Annotated in this window: 13 protein-coding genes and 1 tRNA gene; 9 read left to right on the forward strand and 5 right to left on the reverse strand. The window is 61.2% G+C overall.

Annotated elements, in window-relative coordinates:
- Positions 1 to 148: 148 nt before the first annotated feature.
- On the forward strand, positions 149 to 328 hold the full coding sequence (locus ACTHXA_RS01700) for a hypothetical protein (RefSeq protein WP_441668709.1): 180 nt from the start codon (positions 149 to 151) through the stop codon (positions 326 to 328).
- Entirely contained in the window at positions 328 to 1,512 is a 1,185-nt protein-coding gene (locus ACTHXA_RS01705; RefSeq protein WP_441668711.1) for a YeiH family protein, read from the forward strand. Before ACTHXA_RS01700 ends, ACTHXA_RS01705 begins: the two co-directional genes overlap by 1 nt.
- Before the next feature lie 159 nt (positions 1,513 to 1,671).
- Here ACTHXA_RS01705 and pepN read toward each other — a convergent pair whose 3' ends face one another.
- A complete protein-coding gene (pepN, locus tag ACTHXA_RS01710) occupies positions 1,672 to 4,227 on the reverse strand; it encodes an aminopeptidase N (RefSeq protein ID WP_441668713.1) in 2,556 nt (851 codons plus the stop codon).
- A gap of 197 nt (positions 4,228 to 4,424) precedes the next feature.
- Between pepN and ACTHXA_RS01715 the strand changes: the two genes are divergently transcribed.
- The 5 genes from ACTHXA_RS01715 to ACTHXA_RS01735 are packed head-to-tail and all read left to right on the forward strand — an operon-like array spanning position 4,425 to position 10,274.
- The gene (locus ACTHXA_RS01715; RefSeq protein WP_441668715.1) at positions 4,425 to 6,218 is read left to right on the forward strand and encodes an ABC transporter ATP-binding protein; all 1,794 of its coding nucleotides are present in this window, start codon (positions 4,425 to 4,427) and stop codon (positions 6,216 to 6,218) included.
- On the forward strand, positions 6,215 to 8,110 hold the full coding sequence (locus ACTHXA_RS01720) for an ABC transporter ATP-binding protein (RefSeq protein ID WP_441668717.1): 1,896 nt from the start codon (positions 6,215 to 6,217) through the stop codon (positions 8,108 to 8,110). Before ACTHXA_RS01715 ends, ACTHXA_RS01720 begins: the two co-directional genes overlap by 4 nt.
- Positions 8,111 to 8,170: 60 nt before the next feature.
- A complete protein-coding gene (locus ACTHXA_RS01725; protein WP_441668719.1) occupies positions 8,171 to 8,788 on the forward strand; it encodes a mycothiol-dependent nitroreductase Rv2466c family protein in 618 nt (205 codons plus the stop codon).
- A complete protein-coding gene (locus tag ACTHXA_RS01730) occupies positions 8,788 to 9,318 on the forward strand; it encodes a ribose-5-phosphate isomerase (protein WP_441668721.1) in 531 nt (176 codons plus the stop codon). Before ACTHXA_RS01725 ends, ACTHXA_RS01730 begins: the two co-directional genes overlap by 1 nt.
- A gap of 2 nt (positions 9,319 to 9,320) precedes the next feature.
- Positions 9,321 to 10,274, forward strand: coding sequence for an Fpg/Nei family DNA glycosylase (locus tag ACTHXA_RS01735; RefSeq protein ID WP_441668723.1), 954 nt, complete (start codon positions 9,321 to 9,323; stop codon positions 10,272 to 10,274).
- A 21-nt stretch (positions 10,275 to 10,295) separates the two neighbouring features.
- Here the strand turns inward: ACTHXA_RS01735 and ACTHXA_RS01740 are convergent, their stop codons facing one another.
- Complete coding sequence (locus tag ACTHXA_RS01740) at positions 10,296 to 15,152, reverse strand: SCO7613 C-terminal domain-containing membrane protein (protein ID WP_441668725.1); 4,857 nt, start codon at positions 15,150 to 15,152, stop codon at positions 10,296 to 10,298.
- 214 nt (positions 15,153 to 15,366) lie between these two features.
- Between ACTHXA_RS01740 and ACTHXA_RS01745 the strand changes: the two genes are divergently transcribed.
- Both ACTHXA_RS01745 and ACTHXA_RS01750 read left to right on the forward strand, forming a co-directional pair.
- A tRNA-Gly gene (locus tag ACTHXA_RS01745) sits at positions 15,367 to 15,440 on the forward strand.
- A gap of 136 nt (positions 15,441 to 15,576) precedes the next feature.
- The gene (locus tag ACTHXA_RS01750) at positions 15,577 to 15,933 is read left to right on the forward strand and encodes a hypothetical protein (protein ID WP_441668727.1); all 357 of its coding nucleotides are present in this window, start codon (positions 15,577 to 15,579) and stop codon (positions 15,931 to 15,933) included.
- Between the two features lie 191 nt (positions 15,934 to 16,124).
- On the opposite strand, the gene ACTHXA_RS01755 is transcribed toward ACTHXA_RS01750, so the two are convergent.
- The 3 genes from ACTHXA_RS01755 to ACTHXA_RS01765 form a co-directional block, all read right to left on the reverse strand.
- Positions 16,125 to 16,886, reverse strand: coding sequence for a hypothetical protein (locus ACTHXA_RS01755; RefSeq protein ID WP_441668729.1), 762 nt, complete (start codon positions 16,884 to 16,886; stop codon positions 16,125 to 16,127).
- Between the two features lie 14 nt (positions 16,887 to 16,900).
- On the reverse strand, positions 16,901 to 17,188 hold the full coding sequence (locus ACTHXA_RS01760; protein ID WP_441668731.1) for a hypothetical protein: 288 nt from the start codon (positions 17,186 to 17,188) through the stop codon (positions 16,901 to 16,903).
- Between the two features lie 94 nt (positions 17,189 to 17,282).
- The gene (locus ACTHXA_RS01765; protein ID WP_441668733.1) at positions 17,283 to 17,672 is read right to left on the reverse strand and encodes a hypothetical protein; all 390 of its coding nucleotides are present in this window, start codon (positions 17,670 to 17,672) and stop codon (positions 17,283 to 17,285) included.
- Positions 17,673 to 17,748: the final 76 nt, after the last annotated feature.

The following is a 17,748-nucleotide window of genomic DNA, read 5'->3' on the forward strand; positions in this document are numbered from 1 at the left end:
GCCGGATTACCTGAAACGTGCACCTCGAGTTCATCAGTGCGATGATTGACGTGGTTACAATGCCTTCCTGTTGGGTAACTGGTTTTCCTTGTAACCCACTGATTATCGAAGCCTGAGAACTGCGAACTGAGACTGAGGAAGCTAGCTAATGTCCCAATCTGATGCGCGGGATCGCGAGTATGTCGACATCCCGGACACTGACGTTGAAGCCCCGGATGCACACGGAAAATTCTCGCTCAACGAAGACTGGTGGGCCACGATCGTAGGGACGGCGCTGATGCTGCTGTGCCTCGCGCAGGTCATCCCAAACATCGGCGGGTGGTTCTAATGTCAACCAAGTCACCGGTATCGGCGTCGCGCCGCGACGGCGAGGTCTCCGAGAACACTCCCGTCACAAACGGCGGTGGCTGGACGATCCTCGGCCTGCTCTTAGTGGTGGCGCTCGCGGTCTCCGTCCAAATCCTCACCTCGAATATGCCCGATTGGACCGCGGACACGTGGTTCGGACCACTTGCGAAGTCAATTGAATTCCCCGTGTACGCGATCGCGCTGGGGTTCCTCTTTAACGGGATCCTTTCGGCCACGGGCGTGCGTGACAAGATGTCCGCTGGTTTCCGCACCGAGTTCTTCATCAAGATCGGCCTCGTGCTGCTCGGCACCACCGTGAACATCAACGTCATTCTCGAAATGGGGCTGCCCGCGATCATCCAGGCCCTGCTGCTGATCACGATCGTGTTTTTCTTTACGTGGTGGTTCGCCGGGATCATCGGGCTGGAGCCGCATCTGCGAGCGCTCCTCGCATCCGCGCTGTCAATCTGCGGTGTCTCCGCGGCTGTGGCGGCAGCGGGAGCCGTGAATGCGAAGAAGGAACAGCTCGCCTACGTCGCGGGGCTCGTGATTGTGTTCGCGCTCCCGGCGATCTTCTTGCTGCCGTGGCTTGCGGGAGTCATGGGGCTCTCCCCGGTGGTCACCGGTGCCTGGATCGGCGGCAATATCGACACCACAGCCGCAGTGACCGCCGCCGGCGCCATGGCTGGCGACGAGGTGCTGCAGTACGCATCCGTGGTCAAGATGATCCAGAACGCACTCATCGGCTTCGTTGCCGTCGCGCTCTCGATCTACTTCACGCTCAAGGTTGACCGCCCGGCCAACATCTCGACCACTACCGTGACTCGTGCCGGTTGGGGACAGGTCTGGTCACGCTTCCCGAAGTTCGTGCTCGGCTTCCTCTTCGCGTCGATCCTGGTCTCCGTTCTCGCCGCGATCTTCCCGGCTGCGATGTCCGATGGCGCCTGGCTCGATAACGGTGTGAGTGCCGCGAAGTCCCTGCAGACGATGTTCTTCACGCTCGCCTTCGTGTCCATTGGTCTCGAGTTCCGCTTCGGTGCGCTCAAGGAGGCGGGATGGAAACCCATCCTCGTCTTCTTCGTCGGCACGATTGCGAACCTTGTCGCCGGCCTCGCTCTGTCGTGGCTGCTCTTCGGCGTGATCTTCGGGGGCAACTTCGCCTAGCTTGCCGAAGCCCGGCACCAGCAAGGAACGGGCTCTGATCAAAATCTGAAAAAGTGCCACGGATTGGTGCGACACGCGACGACACGCGCGGCGTATTCCCTCTCGTGGCACTTTTTCAGTTCGGCGGGTTACCTGTGTGGACCGCCGAGCGTCTCGCGGCTACTCGTTTTCCGCATCCCGCTTCTGCACGAACAGCGCGCGGTTGGTGTCGTCGAGCCCCTCGGTGATGATCCGTCGCAGGCCGGCCGGAGCATCCTGATTCTGCTCGAGCCACGCGCTTGCCGCGTCGGCAACCTCCTGGGTTACGAGTGTGCGCGGGAAGAACCCCTCCACGAGGTATTCGGCAATCGAGAAGCTACGCGAATCCCAAATCCCTCGAAGTCCCTCAAAGTACTGCGCCACGTAAGGCTGCACGAGCGAGTCATCGTGGGTATTCCAGAATCCGGCGAAGGTGGCACGGACAACCTCATTGGCAGCACCCGAGTGCGTCCACACCGAATCCCACGCAGCCTGCTTGGCCGCGGGCGTTGGAATCGCGGCACGGGCTTGGGCGGCGGAGCGCTCGCCGTCCGAGGTGCGGTCCTCTTCGAGTCGCGTAGCGATCTCGGTTTCGCCCGCACGACCGCCGGCCACGAGCGAGAAAAGCAGCTCCCAGCCCAGGTCGGTGTCGATGTCGAGTCCGGGGAGCGTTTTCGTCAGCGAGAACAGATCGGCCACCGCCTGCAATTGCGCATCGGTCCGAGCAACCTGCGCAAACGCACGCACAAACGCGAACTGCGCATCCGACCCCTGCTCGGCTTCGGTGGCAAGGACCAGCAACTCATCCCCAATCACATCGAGAATCTCATCGCGGTCTTCGGTTGCGACGTAGCGGTTGGATGCGGTGGAGAGCTGGCCGAGCAGTTGACGTCTCGTGGTCGACTCGGTTTCGGGCGCGATGTGTTCGAGGACGAGCCGCGCGTAGTCGCGTGCGCGATATTCGCCATCACGGGTGGCATCCCAAATACTGCCGAGCACGAGGCCGCGCGCGAGCGGATCTGGCATCCGCGAGACGTAGCGCCGCGCGGTGGCAAGAGACTGTTCGTCGAGACGAATCTTCGCGTAGGCGAGGTCTTCATCATTGAGTAGAACGAGGTCCCCGCGAAGCTCGCCAACAAGCTCGGGCACCTCGGTGCGCTCCCCGTCGACATCGAGTTCAACCTTCTTGACGCGCACGAGCTGGTCCGACTCATCCACCGTGTAAATGCCCACCGCGAGGCGGTGCGGGCGCAGTGTTGGGTACTGTTCGGTAGCCGACTGGGTGATGGCGAAGGAAGTGAAGCGACCCTCGGCATCCACTGCAAACTCCGGGCGGAGCGTATTGACCCCGGCGGTCTGCAGCCACTTCTGCGACCAATCCTTGAGGTCACGGCCCGAAGCACGTTCGAGCTCGACAAGGAGGTCATTGAGCTCCGTGTTTCCCCAGGCGTGCTTCCTGAAGTACTCGCCGACGCCCTGGAAGAAGGCGTCACGGCCGACCCAGAAGAAGAGCTGCTTGAGTACCGAGCCACCCTTGGCGTAGGTAATGCCGTCGAAGTTCACGAGCACGTCGTCAAGATCGCGAATCTCGGCAACGATCGGGTGTGTCGAGGGCAGCTGGTCCTGGCGGTAGGCCCACGACTTCTCGCTCGCGAGGAAGGTAACCCAGTTGTTCTGCCATTCGGTGGCCTCGGCGGTCGCAATGGTCGAGATGAACTCGGCGAAGGACTCGTTGAGCCACAGGTCATTCCACCACTTCATCGTGACGAGATCACCGAACCACATGTGACCGAGCTCGTGCAGAATCGTGACGACGCGGCGCTCGCGAACCGCATCCGGCACGCGCGAGCGGAAGACATAGTTCTCGGTGAAGGTGACGCAGCCGGCGTTCTCCATCGCACCCATGTTGTATTCGGGCACGAACAGCTGGTCGTACTTCTCGAAGGGGTAGGGGACACCGAAGTGGGATTCGTAGTACTCGAAACCCTGCTTGGTGGTTTCAAAGACACTCTCCGGGTCCATATATTCGGCGAGTGAGGAACGGCAGTACACACCGAGGGGGATGGTGCGGCCATCGCTCGAGGTGAGTTCGTCGCGGTATTCCACGTAGGGTCCCGCCACGAGCGCGGTGATGTAGGTCGACATCCGCGGGGTGGTGGGGAACGCCCAGGTCGACTTTTTGTCGTCAATCGACTGCGGTTCCGGTGTCGGCTGATTCGAAATGACCTGCCAGTGATCGGGCGCGGTGACCGTGAAGGCGAAGGTTGCCTTGAGGTCGGGCTGCTCGAAGCAGGGGTACATCCGGCGCGCATCGGGCACCTCAAACTGCGAGTAGAGGTAGACCTCGCCGTCGGCGGGGTCCACAAACCGGTGCAGGCCCTCGCCGGTGTTCATGAAGTGCATATTTGCGTCGATCACGAGCGTATTCTGCTCAGCCAGATCGGTGAGCTGGATACGCGCACCATCGGCAACTTCGGCGGGGTTTAGGTCACGACCGTTGAGCGATACCGAGTGGACTTCGCTCGTGATCGCGTCAATGAACGTGTTCGCGCCCTGCTTCGCCGTGAAGGTCACGGTGGTGGTGCAACGGAAGATTTCGGGCGAGATAGTGAGATCCAGCGCAATGTCGTAGTGATCGACGGCGATCAGATCGCTACGTTCCTGTGCTTCGGCTCTAGTGAGATTCTCTCCCGGCATACTGCTCCTGTCATCGATCGGGCCACCAAGATTCAGGTGGCAACAGTCGCGAGCCTAGTGGGATCAAACGTCGGATGCGGCGCGCGACGCCGTGAGCGAAACCAATCGGCGAAGGATTCCCACCCGTCGCGAATAACCGTAGGCTGGTTGATCGGTGAAAATTCACCGAAGGATGGCGTGGTTGGGGAGGGAGAGATATGCAGCAAGCACTCCGCCGGCTTTGGCAGCTGGTGAAACCAATTCGCGTTCGACTACTGCTCGGCATGCTTACCGCGTTTGCCGCCACGCTCACCGCCCTCGCGATGCCGCAAGTGCTTTCCTGGCTGGTGAACGACGTCATCACCGGCGGCGCCGGCATGACCGTGGTGCTCGTCGCGGGCGTTATTGTCGCCGCGCTCGGTCTGCTCGAATCGGTGCTGTTGTATCTGCGTCGAGTGTTCACCATTGACCCGTCGAGCCGGGTCGAATTCACGCTCCGCAATAAGCTCTTCCGTCACCTGCAGCGGCTCCCACTGTCCTTCCACGACTCTTGGGAATCCGGTCAGCTGCTTTCGCGAGCGATGAGCGACATGAACCTCATCCGACGCTGGCTTGGTTTCGGTCTGATCATGCTGTTCTCCGACATTGTGATGATCGGGGTAGGCATTGTGCTCATGTGGAACTCGGCGGGCATTCTCGCGCTGATCTACCTCTGCGGGGCGCTACCGCTCATTCTTTTCGTGTGGCAGTTCACCATCCGCTTCCAGCGCATTTCGCGCCTCAGCCAGGATCAAGCCGGCGACCTCGCAACCAATGTCGAACAGTCGGTGCACGGCATCCGCGTGATCAAAGCCTTTGGCCGTTCCGATCATGCCCTCGAGCAGTACACGGAACTCGCCGAGGTGGTTCGCGGTACCGAGGTGCGCAAGGGCCGACTCACCGCGACCTTCGACTCGGCGATTTCGTTGCTGCCCGAACTCGCACTCGGTATCGCCCTGCTCGTCGGAATCTTCCAGGTCGCTGACGGCGACATCACGGTGGGCGGGCTCTCCGCATTCTTTGCCACCGCGATGATTATGACCGGCCCGGTGGCAATGCTCGGACAAATGCTTGGTAGCGCCGCGGCGACGCTTGCGGCACTCCACCGGCATGATGAAGTTGCGAACGAGGAACCCCTGATCGTCGACCCCGAGTCACCCGCGGCATTCTCGACCGAGGATGCGCGCGGCGCGCTCGAGTTCCGCCACGTCGAGTTTCGATATCAGGATGCGCGTGAGGGCTTCGAGGTCCTGCGCGACGTCGATCTTGCGGTGCGGCCGGGGGAGACCCTCGCCATTGTCGGCGTGACGGGCTCGGGGAAGTCGACGCTGTTGCAGCTCGTACCACGGCTCTATGACGTCACCGATGGTCAAGTGCTCGTCGACGGCATCGACGTGCGGGAGCTTCGACTCGAGGACCTTCGCACGGTCACTGCCATGGCCTTTGAGGATGCCACGCTGTTCTCCGGATCCGTCCGTGAGAATGTGCTTCTCGGCGCCGACCCAGACCTCAACGATGAGGAGGCCCAGTCGCTGCTGGAGCTCGCACTCAACACTGCGGATGCCGGGTTCGCATACGAGTTACCCGATGGCCTCGACACTCGCATCGGCGAGCAGGGTCTTTCGCTCTCCGGTGGACAGCGGCAGCGCATCGCCCTGGCGCGTGCAATCGCCGTCCGCCCGAAGATTCTTCTCCTCGACGATCCGCTCTCGGCGCTCGACACCTCGACCGAAGAACGAGTCACTGAGCGCTTGCGCGAGGTGCTCCGAGGTACGACCACGCTGGTGGTCGCCCACCGCACCTCCACCGTGGCACTCGCGGACCGCGTTGCGCTCCTCGATGACGGCCGCATCGTGGCCGTTGGCACCCATTCCGAGCTGATGGAAACCGACCCCCGCTACCGCTTCGTGATGGCCGACCTCCAAACCGAACGACTCGATGTCGAAGAACTCGCGGGAGGTGAACAGCAGTGAGCCAGCGCAACACCCAGCAGCGCAACAGCCGGGGGAACGGCACCCAAGAACGCAGCGCCCAAGAGCCCGGCAATCAACACAGTAGCGAACAGGACACCGGACTCGCGGGCGACCTACTAAGCGACAAGCAGCGACGGCAGCGATCCTTCTCATTGCTCGGCAACCTGCTCAAGCCTGTGCGGTGGACCTTCGCGCTCAGCGCCGTTTTCGTCGTGCTCGTACAGCTTGCTACGGTCCTCGGCCCGGCCCTGATTGCCTGGGCGGTAGACACCGCACTCCCGGCGCTCGTCGACGGGGACGCTTCGCTCGCTATCGCAGTCGGGATCGCCTATATCGTCATCGCGCTCTTGCGTGCAGGCGCAACCTATCTGAGTATTTGGCTGTCCGCAGTGGCCGGCCAAAAAGTGCTCTTCAATTTGCGCCGCAGAATCTTCCGGCACACGCAGCGATTGAGTCTCGGTTTCCACGAGCGCTACACCTCGGGGCGGGTGATTTCGCGTCAGACCAATGACACCGAATCGCTCCGTGAGCTCCTCGAAGCGGGTATTTCCGTGATCGTCGGGGCACCACTGCTGATGGTGTTCACCTCGGTCGCCATTATCTCGATGGACTGGGTGACGGGCCTGCTCATGCTGGTCATGCTGGTTCCGGGTGTCTTCCTGACCCGGTGGTTCCAGCGCAGGTCCTCGCTTGCCTACCGCGATATTCGCACGCACTCGGCACGGCTCACGGTCAACTTCGTTGAAACCATGGGCGGGATGCGTGCGGTGCAGGGGTTCCGCCGCGAGGCAGTGAATGACGCACGCTTCACCAGAATCGGCGCGGACTACCGCGATGCCGTACTCGTCTCAATCCGCGTGTTCGGGATTTACCAACCGACACTGAAGTTCCTCGGTAACGTGATCGTCGCGGTGGTGCTCGTCGTCGGTGGTTGGCGCGTGCTCACCGGCCACCTCGATGTCGGGGTGCTGCTGGGCCTCGTGCTCTATACCCGCCGCTTCTTCCAACCGATCGACATGATCGCTGGGTTCTACAACTCGCTGCAGTCGGCCGTGGCCGCGCTCGAGAAAATCTCCGCGCTCCTCGCTGAAGAGCCCACGATTCGGGAGTCTGAGCATCCGATCGCCCTGCCCGAGGAAGCCGCGCTGCAAGGTGTGGGTGGGGAACTCGAATTCCGGCAGGCATCCTTCAAATATTCGGCTGCGGGACCGACCGTGATGCACCCGCTGGAGCTACATATCCCCGGCGGCCAAACCGTCGCGCTCGTGGGCCAGACCGGTGCCGGAAAATCGACGGTCGCAAAACTCCTGGCGCGCTTCTACGACGTCACCGACGGCGAGATTACGCTCGACGGCGTCGATTTACGTTCACTTTCGAGCCAGTCGCTGCGGGATGCGGTGGTGATGGTGACCCAGGAGTCCTACCTGTTCTCAGGGACCGTCGCCGAGAACATTGCCATTGGGCGACCAAACGCGACTCGCGAGGAAATCGAAGAAGCGGCGCGGATTATCGGTGCGGATGCGTTCATTCGTCGATTGCCGGATGGGTACGACACGGATGTGCAGACGCGCGGTGGCCGGCTCTCCGCGGGGCAGCGGCAACTCGTGTCCTTTGCGCGCGCGTTCTTGGCCGACCCGCGCGTGCTCATTCTGGATGAAGCGACCAGCTCGCTCGATCAGCCGAGTGAACGCGCCGTGCAGGATGGGCTGACGACGCTGCTTGGAGATCGGACCGCCCTGATCATTGCCCACCGACTCGCGACCGTGATGGTCGCGGATCGGGTTCTCGTCATGCACGAAGGCCGGGTGGTGGAGGACGGTACGCCCACCGAACTCATTGAAGCGGGCGGTCGGTTCTCCCAGCTTCACCGGGCGTGGCGCGAGTCGATTTAGACCGCCATACTGCGGGCGCGAATTCAGGCAAGTGCCGCTGGCCGTTGTAGCCTTGAAGCCATGTCTGAGAACACGCCGACCAAGGTCGATTTCTGGTTCGACCCCGCTTGCCCCTGGGCCTGGATGACGTCCCGTTGGATCGATGAGGTCGCGTCGCTGCGCGATAGCGTTGAGGTGGAGTGGCACATCATGTCGCTCGCAATCCTCAATGAGAACCGCGAGATGGATGACGCGCACCGCGCATCCCACCAGCGTTCGATGCGCGCGGGCAAAGTTGCCGCCGGAATCATCGCCGAACTCGGCAATGACAAGGTCAAGGCGTTCTATGACGAGATCGGTACCCGCATCCACCCGGAAGGTCGCGGCAAGGACGACGGCATCCTCGAAGAGTCGATGGCCGCTGCCGGAATTGACGAAGCCATCCTCAGCCGCGCTGACGCTGGCGAATTCGACGCTCAGCTGCGCGCATCCCACGAAGACGGCATCGGCCGCGTGGGTCAAGACGTGGGCACGCCGATTGTGTCGGTGAACGGTGTGGCCTTCTTTGGTCCCGTGATTTCCCCCGCTCCGAAGGGCGACATGGCACTGACGCTATTCGACGGCGTCGTTGCGGCAGCAAGCTATGAGGGTTTCTTTGAATTGAAGCGCAGCCGTACGCGCGGACCGGAGTTCAACTAATGCGCATCCACATTGCGACTGACCACGCGGGACTCGAGTTCTCGCAGCAGCTGCAGGAACACCTGCGCACCAACGGCCACGAGGTCGTTGATCACGGTCCTCAGGAATACGACCCGGTTGACGACTACCCGTCTTTCTGCATCAACGCCGCACAGGCCGTTGCGAATGACTGGGCTGCCGGCGAGGAATCACTCGGCGTTGTGTTCGGCGGATCCGGCAATGGCGAACAGATTGCGGCCAATAAGGTCACCGGCGTTCGCGCGGCGCTCGTATGGAACGATTCCACGGCCAAGCTCGCGCGCGAGCACAATAACGCGAATGTGATCTCCATCGGTGCCCGCCAGCATGAGGTCGCGGATGCGATTCGCTTCATCGATCTGTTCGTCGCCGGACCGTTCCCCGGTGATGAGCGTCACGTCCGCCGCATTTCGCAACTCGCGGAGTACGAGCGCACCGACTCGATCGCAGGCAAGGAACTCCTTGACGGCACCCGGGCTGAGGTGCCGGTGCAGTTGACCGGAGGTGAATAGGGATGCCCGAGGGGCACTCCGTTCACCGAATCGCCCGCCAGTTCCAAACGAATTTTGTCGAGCGCATTTGTGAGGCATCGAGTCCGCAGGGCCGGTTCTCCGATGGCGCTGCGGTTCTCACGGGGCGGGTCATGGAAGAATGCTTCGCCGTCGGCAAGCACATGTTTGCGCGGTTCGAGGACGGCTTTTGGCTGCGCGTCCACCTCGGCATTTATGGCGCCTGGGATTTCTCCGGTCAGGTCAATTCAACGCTTGGCCAAACCGGAGAATACTCGCGTCCGAGCGTGGAGGATTCCCGCGGCGAGAATTCGTTGACCTCGATCGGTGCGCCGCGGCTCACCCGCGTGCGTATGGCGGAGCAGGAAACGGCCACGGCGATTGCGGAACAGTGGCCGCCCGAACCGGTGGGTGCGGTGCGGCTGCGGCTCCTTACCGCCGACTCCTGCGGCGATCTTCGCGGGCCGACCGCCTGTGAAGTGCTTGATCAGGCTGGCGTCAACAAGGTGCTTGACCGGCTCGGTCCCGACCCGCTGATCGTGGACTATGACGAGGGTGAACGCACCTTTATTGAGCAGGTGCAGCGACGTCGAGTGCCGATCGGTCAACTCCTTATGGACCAGTCGGTGGTCGCCGGCATCGGCAATATTTATCGCGCCGAGATGCTGTATCGCGCCAACCTCGACCCGTATACGCCGGGGAATCTCGTGACCACCGACACCCTCAAACAGATGTGGGCCGACTGGTGGCGGCTGCTGCGCATTGGTGTTGAGGTTGGTCAAATGATGACCATTGACGGTCTCGAGGGGCAGGCGTATGAGGACGCGCTCCGCAGCCGCGAGGACCGTCACTGGGTCTATGGTCGGGCTGGCGAGCCGTGCCGCACCTGCGAAACGCCGATCATGCTCGCAGAAATGCAGAACCGCAAACTCTACTGGTGCCCGACCTGCCAGAAGTAGTGGCGCGGTAGCTGGGGCTCGCTAACGCAGTTCGCTGACTGTTTGGGCGAGTGTCTTCGCGTTTTTCAATCGGTTCTCGTAAGTCGCAGCGACAAAGATCAGCAGTGCGCCTGCGGAGCCAAGCCACACCCACCACGGCAGCGAAAGGTCGGGCACCATCCACCGGATGGCGACGATGACGTGCGCGATTGCGGCGATGGACCCGAGCACGAGCGGCGCCTGTAGTTTGCCGAGTGCGCCTACGAGCACCGCAGCGACCACGAGCGCGGTGTAGATTCCGATTCGCAGCGGTGTCGGGTCTGCCGCTTCGATAATCCACAGTGGTACCAGCACTAGCAGGAGGCCGGGCCCGAGTGCGGGATAGCTTCGCAACTGCGGATTGACGCGCATCCAGATCGCACCAACCACGCACAACACGAGACCGTAGGCGAGGAAGAAGGTGTCCGCGGTAATGGTCGTGCCGGCGGTGATCGCTTTGAAGAGCAGGGCCAGCGAAGAAACCCCACTCACGGCAGCGATCGCGTTCATCGAGTATCGGAGTACGGAGGCTTTGCGCGCGAGGAGGGCGGCAACGATAGTGGTGGCGAGGACTGCAAACAGCATCGCGAAAGCCAGTATCGCGAAAGTGTTGCCGCCACGAAGATCGCTGCTCAGCATTGTGATCACGGTGAACCAGCCTGGTACCGCAGCGGCGTAGACGCTCACCTCAACCCGCAGAGCCGGAAGCGGTGCACGGTTCGGATCGCGAGGGATCAGGATCGCGAGAAGGGTAAGGAATACGCACCCGGGGAGGGCGACCGCGAATAATTGTGCCGTGGGATCTGTGGGCCAGAGAAGATTCGCCGAGGCCAGGAGCGTGAGGCCGGTGCCAAAGCCGCGAAGCAGGGCCGAGAAATTACGATCGGCGAGTTTTCCTGCCGCTGCAAAGCCCAAGCAGACGAGTGAAACCCCAACCGCGAGCGCGGCAAACGGTAACGCCCGAACTGACTCGTCGTTGACGGTGGTCGCCGTGACGATCGGCAGGAGCGTGGCAACTCCGGCCGCAACGAGTACTGCGATGCCGGTTCGATCCCGACCAATCGCCGCAAATAGCGCTGTAGCTACCGCGACGGCACCGGCGGCAGTGAGTGTCCACCACGGCCAACTGATAGGCACGGCGATCAGTGCGGTCCACATCGCCACGGGGATGAGGGCTGCGGTGAGGATTCTGAGAGCACCGAAGCCAGTGGTACGCAGTCGGATGCCGAGCATCGCGGCGAGCGCGAGAGCGGCGACGGCTACACCAATGTGGAGCCAGGGAGCATCGGTCAAGGCCGTCGTGAGCCCCGCGTGCGCAATGAGTGACGCGATAGCGGCAATGAGTAATGCCACCGCGGTAACGATCCGAGCCGCGAACGAATTCACCACGACAAACGCAAGCGTGATCGCTACCGCGGCGAGTGCGATATCAATTGCGCGCGGCGGCAACAGCAGTGCGGCAAATGCCACGAGGACGACGCCGGACCCCGAGATGATGCGCATGAGGTGCGGCGGGTTGGCGATGCGTGTGCCTGCACTTGCACGCGTACCGGCCCCGTTGGCTGCTCCAGTAGTTGTTGGTGCTGTTGTCGCAGCCACGGTTGCAGCGGCCGTTTCTTGTTGAATCGGAATGCCGCGCCGCATGAGCTGGAGCGCGACGCCAGCTGACAGCCCGATCGCGGCCGCGAGGACAAAGCCGGTCAACGACGGAGCGGGAGCGGCCATCGCCGTGTCTGGGTTGGCCGCGAACTCAAGGGCATCGCTGGCGGCGGTGATCGTGGCAATCGCCGCGAGCGGGGCGAAAACCATGGCCAGCAACTGTCGAGTCGGCCCCAATAGGGAACCTGCGCGCCAAAGACTCGCAAAGACGAGCACCGCGAACGACAGGGCGGCGCCGACGAGCGCAATAATCAGGGGCATCGTGGAATGGATGGCCTGGCCGCGGCTACCGAGCAGTGTCGCGACGGGGAGTGCGACGCCGATCACCGTCATACCACCAAGAACCCACGTCCCCTGATGCATTCTCGAGGCAATTCCTGACCTGCCGAGAACCAGCGCCGACATCAGGGCTGCGAGCGCGATCGGTGCTGCGATAAACAGTGGCCACGCATCGGCGAAGATCCGGCCGACAAACACTGGACCAAATAGCGCCAGGATTGCCGGTGCCAGCCACGGTAAGACAGTGCGGACTCCGGTGCGGGGAGTGTCGGGCGCGGGTTTGATGCTTGCAATGAGCGGCACCGCGCACGCGAGACCGAGGGTAATCAAACTCGTCGGCTTCGGCTCCCAACCCCATTCCGAAGAATTGAGCACATTCGTGAGTGCGACAACTCCCGCCGCAATAGCGAGCGCCTCGGCGGCAAGAGTCTCCCGCTCGGGTACCCGCACCAGCCGCAACACGGTGGTGACTGCGACGGTAAGTACGGCAGCGAGGACCAGCGACCACACGAGCAGCAGGCGAGCCTCAGGGGTACCTAACCCCGCGCTGATGAGCCGAATGGTTGGGGCAACGATGATGATGAAAAGCGGCAAGAGCGCGATAAGGGAGAACACCCTGGTGACAGAAAGAGTGTCCGTGTCAGTGTCGCGGTCGCGAAGTGACTGGAGCACCAATGCCACCGCGGTCAATGCGGCGAGGACCATCCCGACAATGCTCGCGACACCCGCGGATTCGGTTGGTGTCGCCCCGAAGAGAAAGAGCTGCAGCTGCTGGACTGGCACCAAGAATAGAAGCGCTGCACCAGCTATGGCGAGAATACGCCGGTCGACTTGTTCCATGCTGCGCATCCCTGCCGCGGTTACCAGCGTGGTCGCGGGGATCCCGATCACCACGAGGACGCTCAGTACTGGGAATTCGCGTACTTCCACGCAATAAAGGAGGGCGAACACCGCAATGACCACGGTCGCGATGCTGAGTGCCCGTGCCGGTACTTGACCGCGAAGCATCCGAAGTACGAGAAAGCCAAGCCACACGAATGTGACCGAGGCGAATGCCTCCGGATTCTGGAAAATTGTCGTAAGGAGGAGTCCCACGGATGCCACCATGAAGAGCGACTGCAGCACAAACCGCAGCGCGTGTTTATCCTCACGAGCCCAGATCGCGATAGCAATGATCGCGCCAGCCATCAAGACCGCCAGAGTTACGGCACTCGCGAGGAAGGGGAGGCCCAACGCAATAATGACGAGGCCGACAGCTCCGATGACGGCCACAATCGTCAATCGACGCTGTGTTCCGGGCCCCCGACCCCACACGCGATATCCGATTCCGGCAATGACCGTACAGACAAGAATCGAGACGCCGGGGGCTACTAAGTCCCAGCCGATCGTTGGTGTTTCGCCGGTGGCTCCTGCGAGCAAAGGTATGACGATGACGAAGGGTAAGAACGGTATTGCGCACAGGATGGTGATCACACCGGTGCTGATAATACTGACGAGCCAGCGGACTCGATCCTTGTGCTCCGCACGCAAATAGACGAGATCTGCGAACACCGCAGCGAGCGCGATGAAGGGGAGCACCCGCCATAGAACGTTCAGTGCACCGGGTGGTGGGGTGAGCATGTTGATGGTTGCCGCGACGGAGAACATCGCGCTGGCCCAAAGCAGCGAGGTCGCAATCGTGCCCGAGATGCGCAGCCAATTGAGCGGTCGCAATTCTGCGTGGTTGTGAATTTGGCGAGCCTGTCCCATCATCGCCACTGTGCCAATCACGGAAGCGATGATGCCGACGATGGCGGCCTGGGTGGGTAGGTCAAATTCCCTAGCGCCACCGACACTCGAAATGAAGAGGGTCAGACCACTCGCCATGAGGTAGAGGGATGCGATCTGGCCAATTCCGTAAACAATGCCCACCTCGAGCGCATCAATCCGATTGTTTCGTCTGTGAATAATCGGGGCAAGCAGCGAAGCAAGCGCGAGTCCTGAAGCGCCAAGCATCGTGGCTGAGGACTCCACGAGGACGATGGAGAACACCCACTGCACGAGCGACATCACTGCCGGACCCATTGTGAACGTGCTCGCGAGTCGTGGCGAACGAAGGCCTGAGAGCTTGCCCCAGAAGAGCATCAGCGCGGTCACAAGAAGCAGCCCAACACCCCAGTACAGCGTGCCGGTTACGTTGCCGAGACCGAGCATATTGAGTGACTGGACAGCCCACACATCGAGGAGTACTAAGACGACGCCGAGCACGGCGACACCCTCGGCTGTTGCCGTGAGGCTACGTCGTTTCAGCCAGGTGGCGAGCGCAATTACCGCGGCAGTGACGCCCGCGGTAATGATTGCTTTCACGGTGAGGTCGAACACCACGAATGCGACAGTCAAGAACACGATCGCGGCGATGCTCACGAATGAGACACCGATGATGAGCAGCAACATCTGGATGCCCGAACGGCGAGGCTTTTCACTGCCTTCTGTTGTTGCAGACCCTGTTGTTGCGGAGCCTGCTGGCTCGGGCGGCATTGCTGCAGGCGTTGAGACTGCCGACGGCGCTATTGGCAATTGCGGAGCGGCCTGCTCCCAGGAAGTATCTGCTGGTGCTGGTGCTGGTGCTGGTGCTGGTGCCGGTGGCACAGTGTCCGCCGGTTGATCGTGTTGTATCGAATACACCGCTGCGCGCTGGCTTTCTTGCCAAGCCCGGTTGAGGAGATGTCCGCGTGCGATGAGCGCATCTGCAGCAGTGTTTGACTGCGTGAAGACCTCCGAAAGTTCCGGCCGATTGAGATCGAGACCGCAATCAACACACTTCGCCGCCTGCAGGGTGGCAGTGAAACACATCGGGCAGCGGTCGGTGGAACGCAGGTCGTCGAGGTTGCGGGGAAACTCTGGAAATCGACTCGAGGAAGCCGAAGAGTGTTGCTGATCCAAGTTGAGTCCTTCCGCTCGGATTCCGAAGCGGAATCCCACATGCCATGTAGGTAGGTAAGCAGAAATTGACCGGTGAGTAGGCGTTGTCCACAGAAATGCAACTGGAGCATCACTACTGAGCCCATTGTGGACAACTCGACACCTGAAAAATCAGCCTTGCGCGCGAGGAAGCAAAACGTCCGCTACAATTGCTAAGTCCTGTTCCGACAGGTACGGGGATGTAGCTCAATGGTAGAGCCTCAGTCTTCCAAACTGATTACGCGGGTTCGATTCCCGTCATCCCCTCCAACGCACCTTCCGCGCTATTGCAACGAAGTGCAGGGGTAAACCCTGCGCAGAAACACGTCGTAAAACTGCCGAAACCCTGCCGCGTGCCAGATCGTGCCCGATTTGGCTGCGGTAACTCACTTTCGGAGTTCAGACCGTGGCAAAACGCACGACCAATTTCGGCACTATTCGGAACCTACCTTCGGGCCGGTATCAAGCCCGCTTCACTATAAACGGCCAACGATTCCCCGCTCCCGATACATTCGGCTCGCGCGCGGCCGCCGTGGACTGGCTCGACGTTGAACGCGCCCGAGTGCTCACCGGCAGTTGGGCACCGCTACCGAACAACGCAACACCGCCCGAAGCGGTGACGCTCGCGGACTACGCGCGGCAATGGCTCGACGGCCGCGAACTATCGCTACGCACCCGCGCGCACTACGAGCGCTGGAGCGGAAACCGTTTCGACTGCGATTTGAGTCCGATCCATGAAGGGCAAACAAGTCAGCGACTGTGATCTTCCCGTTGGAAGGAACAACGCATTCTCCCTGTGCTTGGAGGCTTCAACGGCGGCGGTGAATACTCCGGCCTCTTTCTTCGGTTCGAATCCTCGCTTGTCGTTCTGACTCCCGTCCCTCTTCCGGTAGCGAACTCGAGAGCGTTGGCAGGTCGCGGTCGGGTATTCGCTAAGCGTGGCTATGGCTATGGCTATGACGACCTCGTCGGCGGTGCATCGAGAATCGCCTGTACGCCGCGATGATCCGCCTCAAGTCGACCAGCAAGATAAGGGATGAAGCCTTGCGCGAGGAGCGGGTGAAAGTTGATACCGTGCTTCTCTGCCATACGCCGGGTAAGTTGGCCGATTTTCTGCCCGTTGAGGCGGACCGCGAACGTCGCTTGGTCTTTGTATTTACCTTTGGTGATCCAGTCGTCGCCAATACTGAATGCGAGAACCTTGCCCTGCGGGTGCGACTTTAGAATGTGTTGGTATTCTTCTTCTCCGGTAACAGTAAGATCATAGGTCCCGTCGACGAAAACTCCCTTGGGGTCGTCGATTCTTGGCGGCACGAGGATCCCGGGCGTTCCCATTTTGATGTACACCTGCGGAATGTCACCTTTGAGCCATACTTTCGCAGGGGCTACGGGGAGCCCCTGCTCATCCCAAACTGATTTAAGCGCGGCTACATACTCGGGGGCCACGTCGGCGGGGAGATAGCCAGCGGTGAGTAGCTGATTGCCACCTGACATGTCGATGACAATGTCTACACGGATAGCGTTTCTGTCATGGCGGTTTTCAGGCTCGTGGGAGAGTGCGACTTCGATGTTGTTGGCGTCAGGGGAGCGGCGTAGTGCTTTCTTGATAGTGCGTAGATAGTGCTGTTCACCGACAACGGACAAGTCGCCGATTCCTCGTCGAAGTTTCACTTTGTGCGTGTAGGTCGGTTTATGATTTCGGCTGAAGAAGCCCATGTATATCTCTTCCGTTATGCAGCCTTACGCCAGAGGTGTTCGGTGCGCGAATAGTTTGATGGGATGTTTAGCCAATTACGGAGCATGTGTTGTGTCGCTTGTAGCTCGTCGAAACAGAATTCTGGATGCTCCGGGTAGCCGGGGGACGCACCGGTCGGCTGGTAATGAAGGAATGTCGCTCGGATGACCGCTTCGGTGCCTTCGCGGTGGTGCTTAGTTGCATGCCGATCGGAGCTCCCCATACCAGGAGCTTCCTGGCTGCCGACGACGTTATTCGCGGTCGAGTTCATCTTCGCTGACATTGGTGGCGGCCACGAAACGGAGGACTCTAGGCCCGAAGGGCGCATCCTCGCCTAGTCACCTCGTTTCTGATTGTTGGAAGTTGGTACGTGCGCCTTAGTCGAGGCACGCTAGTGCATCGCTCACGCCGGGTTCGGTTACTGAAAACTCGTGCCCATTCATCTGTCCTGGCCAGTCGGTGGCGGCCTGGGCTACGCCGTCAATCGCGAGAATCGTAACGCTCCCACCTCTGTCAATGTAGCCCCATACGCCTGTGGCCTCGGTCCCGTCTATGAGAGTGAAATCCATTGCGATGATCATCACATCGGCCTCGGTCGGGTGCATGACAGCGGCGGTCACCCCTGCCTCTATGGGGAAATCATTCGCGCCGTCGGCGATGCGTTCGCCTGCATCGGCAGGCGGGCTGGCGCACTCGACCTCGCTTGCGTTGGAGCATCCGGTGAGAGTGAGAACGATTAATGGCATAAGGGCGAGAGCTTTTCGCATGTCTGGATCCTAATCAAGAAGCAGGGTTCACCTAATCAGAGGCTAATTCGGCGGCATTTCGTATCTGAAGGGCGCG

The organism is Gulosibacter sp. (genome assembly GCF_052090685.1).
In the GTDB taxonomy this organism is placed as follows: domain Bacteria; phylum Actinomycetota; class Actinomycetes; order Actinomycetales; family Microbacteriaceae; genus Gulosibacter.

What these genes read in the sequence shown, in the direction of transcription:
- ACTHXA_RS01700 (WP_441668709.1), top strand. Translation starts at nt 149, where the DNA reads ATGTCCCAATCTGATGCGCGGGATCGCGAGTATGTCGACATCCCGGAC.
- ACTHXA_RS01705 (WP_441668711.1), top strand. Translation starts at nt 328, where the DNA reads ATGTCAACCAAGTCACCGGTATCGGCGTCGCGCCGCGACGGCGAGGTC.
- pepN (WP_441668713.1), bottom strand. Translation starts at nt 4,227, where the DNA reads ATGCCGGGAGAGAATCTCACTAGAGCCGAAGCACAGGAACGTAGCGAT.
- ACTHXA_RS01715 (WP_441668715.1), top strand. Translation starts at nt 4,425, where the DNA reads ATGCAGCAAGCACTCCGCCGGCTTTGGCAGCTGGTGAAACCAATTCGC.
- ACTHXA_RS01725 (WP_441668719.1), top strand. Translation starts at nt 8,171, where the DNA reads ATGTCTGAGAACACGCCGACCAAGGTCGATTTCTGGTTCGACCCCGCT.
- ACTHXA_RS01730 (WP_441668721.1), top strand. Translation starts at nt 8,788, where the DNA reads ATGCGCATCCACATTGCGACTGACCACGCGGGACTCGAGTTCTCGCAG.
- ACTHXA_RS01735 (WP_441668723.1), top strand. Translation starts at nt 9,321, where the DNA reads ATGCCCGAGGGGCACTCCGTTCACCGAATCGCCCGCCAGTTCCAAACG.
- ACTHXA_RS01755 (WP_441668729.1), bottom strand. Translation starts at nt 16,886, where the DNA reads ATGGGCTTCTTCAGCCGAAATCATAAACCGACCTACACGCACAAAGTG.
- ACTHXA_RS01760 (WP_441668731.1), bottom strand. Translation starts at nt 17,188, where the DNA reads ATGTCAGCGAAGATGAACTCGACCGCGAATAACGTCGTCGGCAGCCAG.
- ACTHXA_RS01765 (WP_441668733.1), bottom strand. Translation starts at nt 17,672, where the DNA reads ATGCGAAAAGCTCTCGCCCTTATGCCATTAATCGTTCTCACTCTCACC.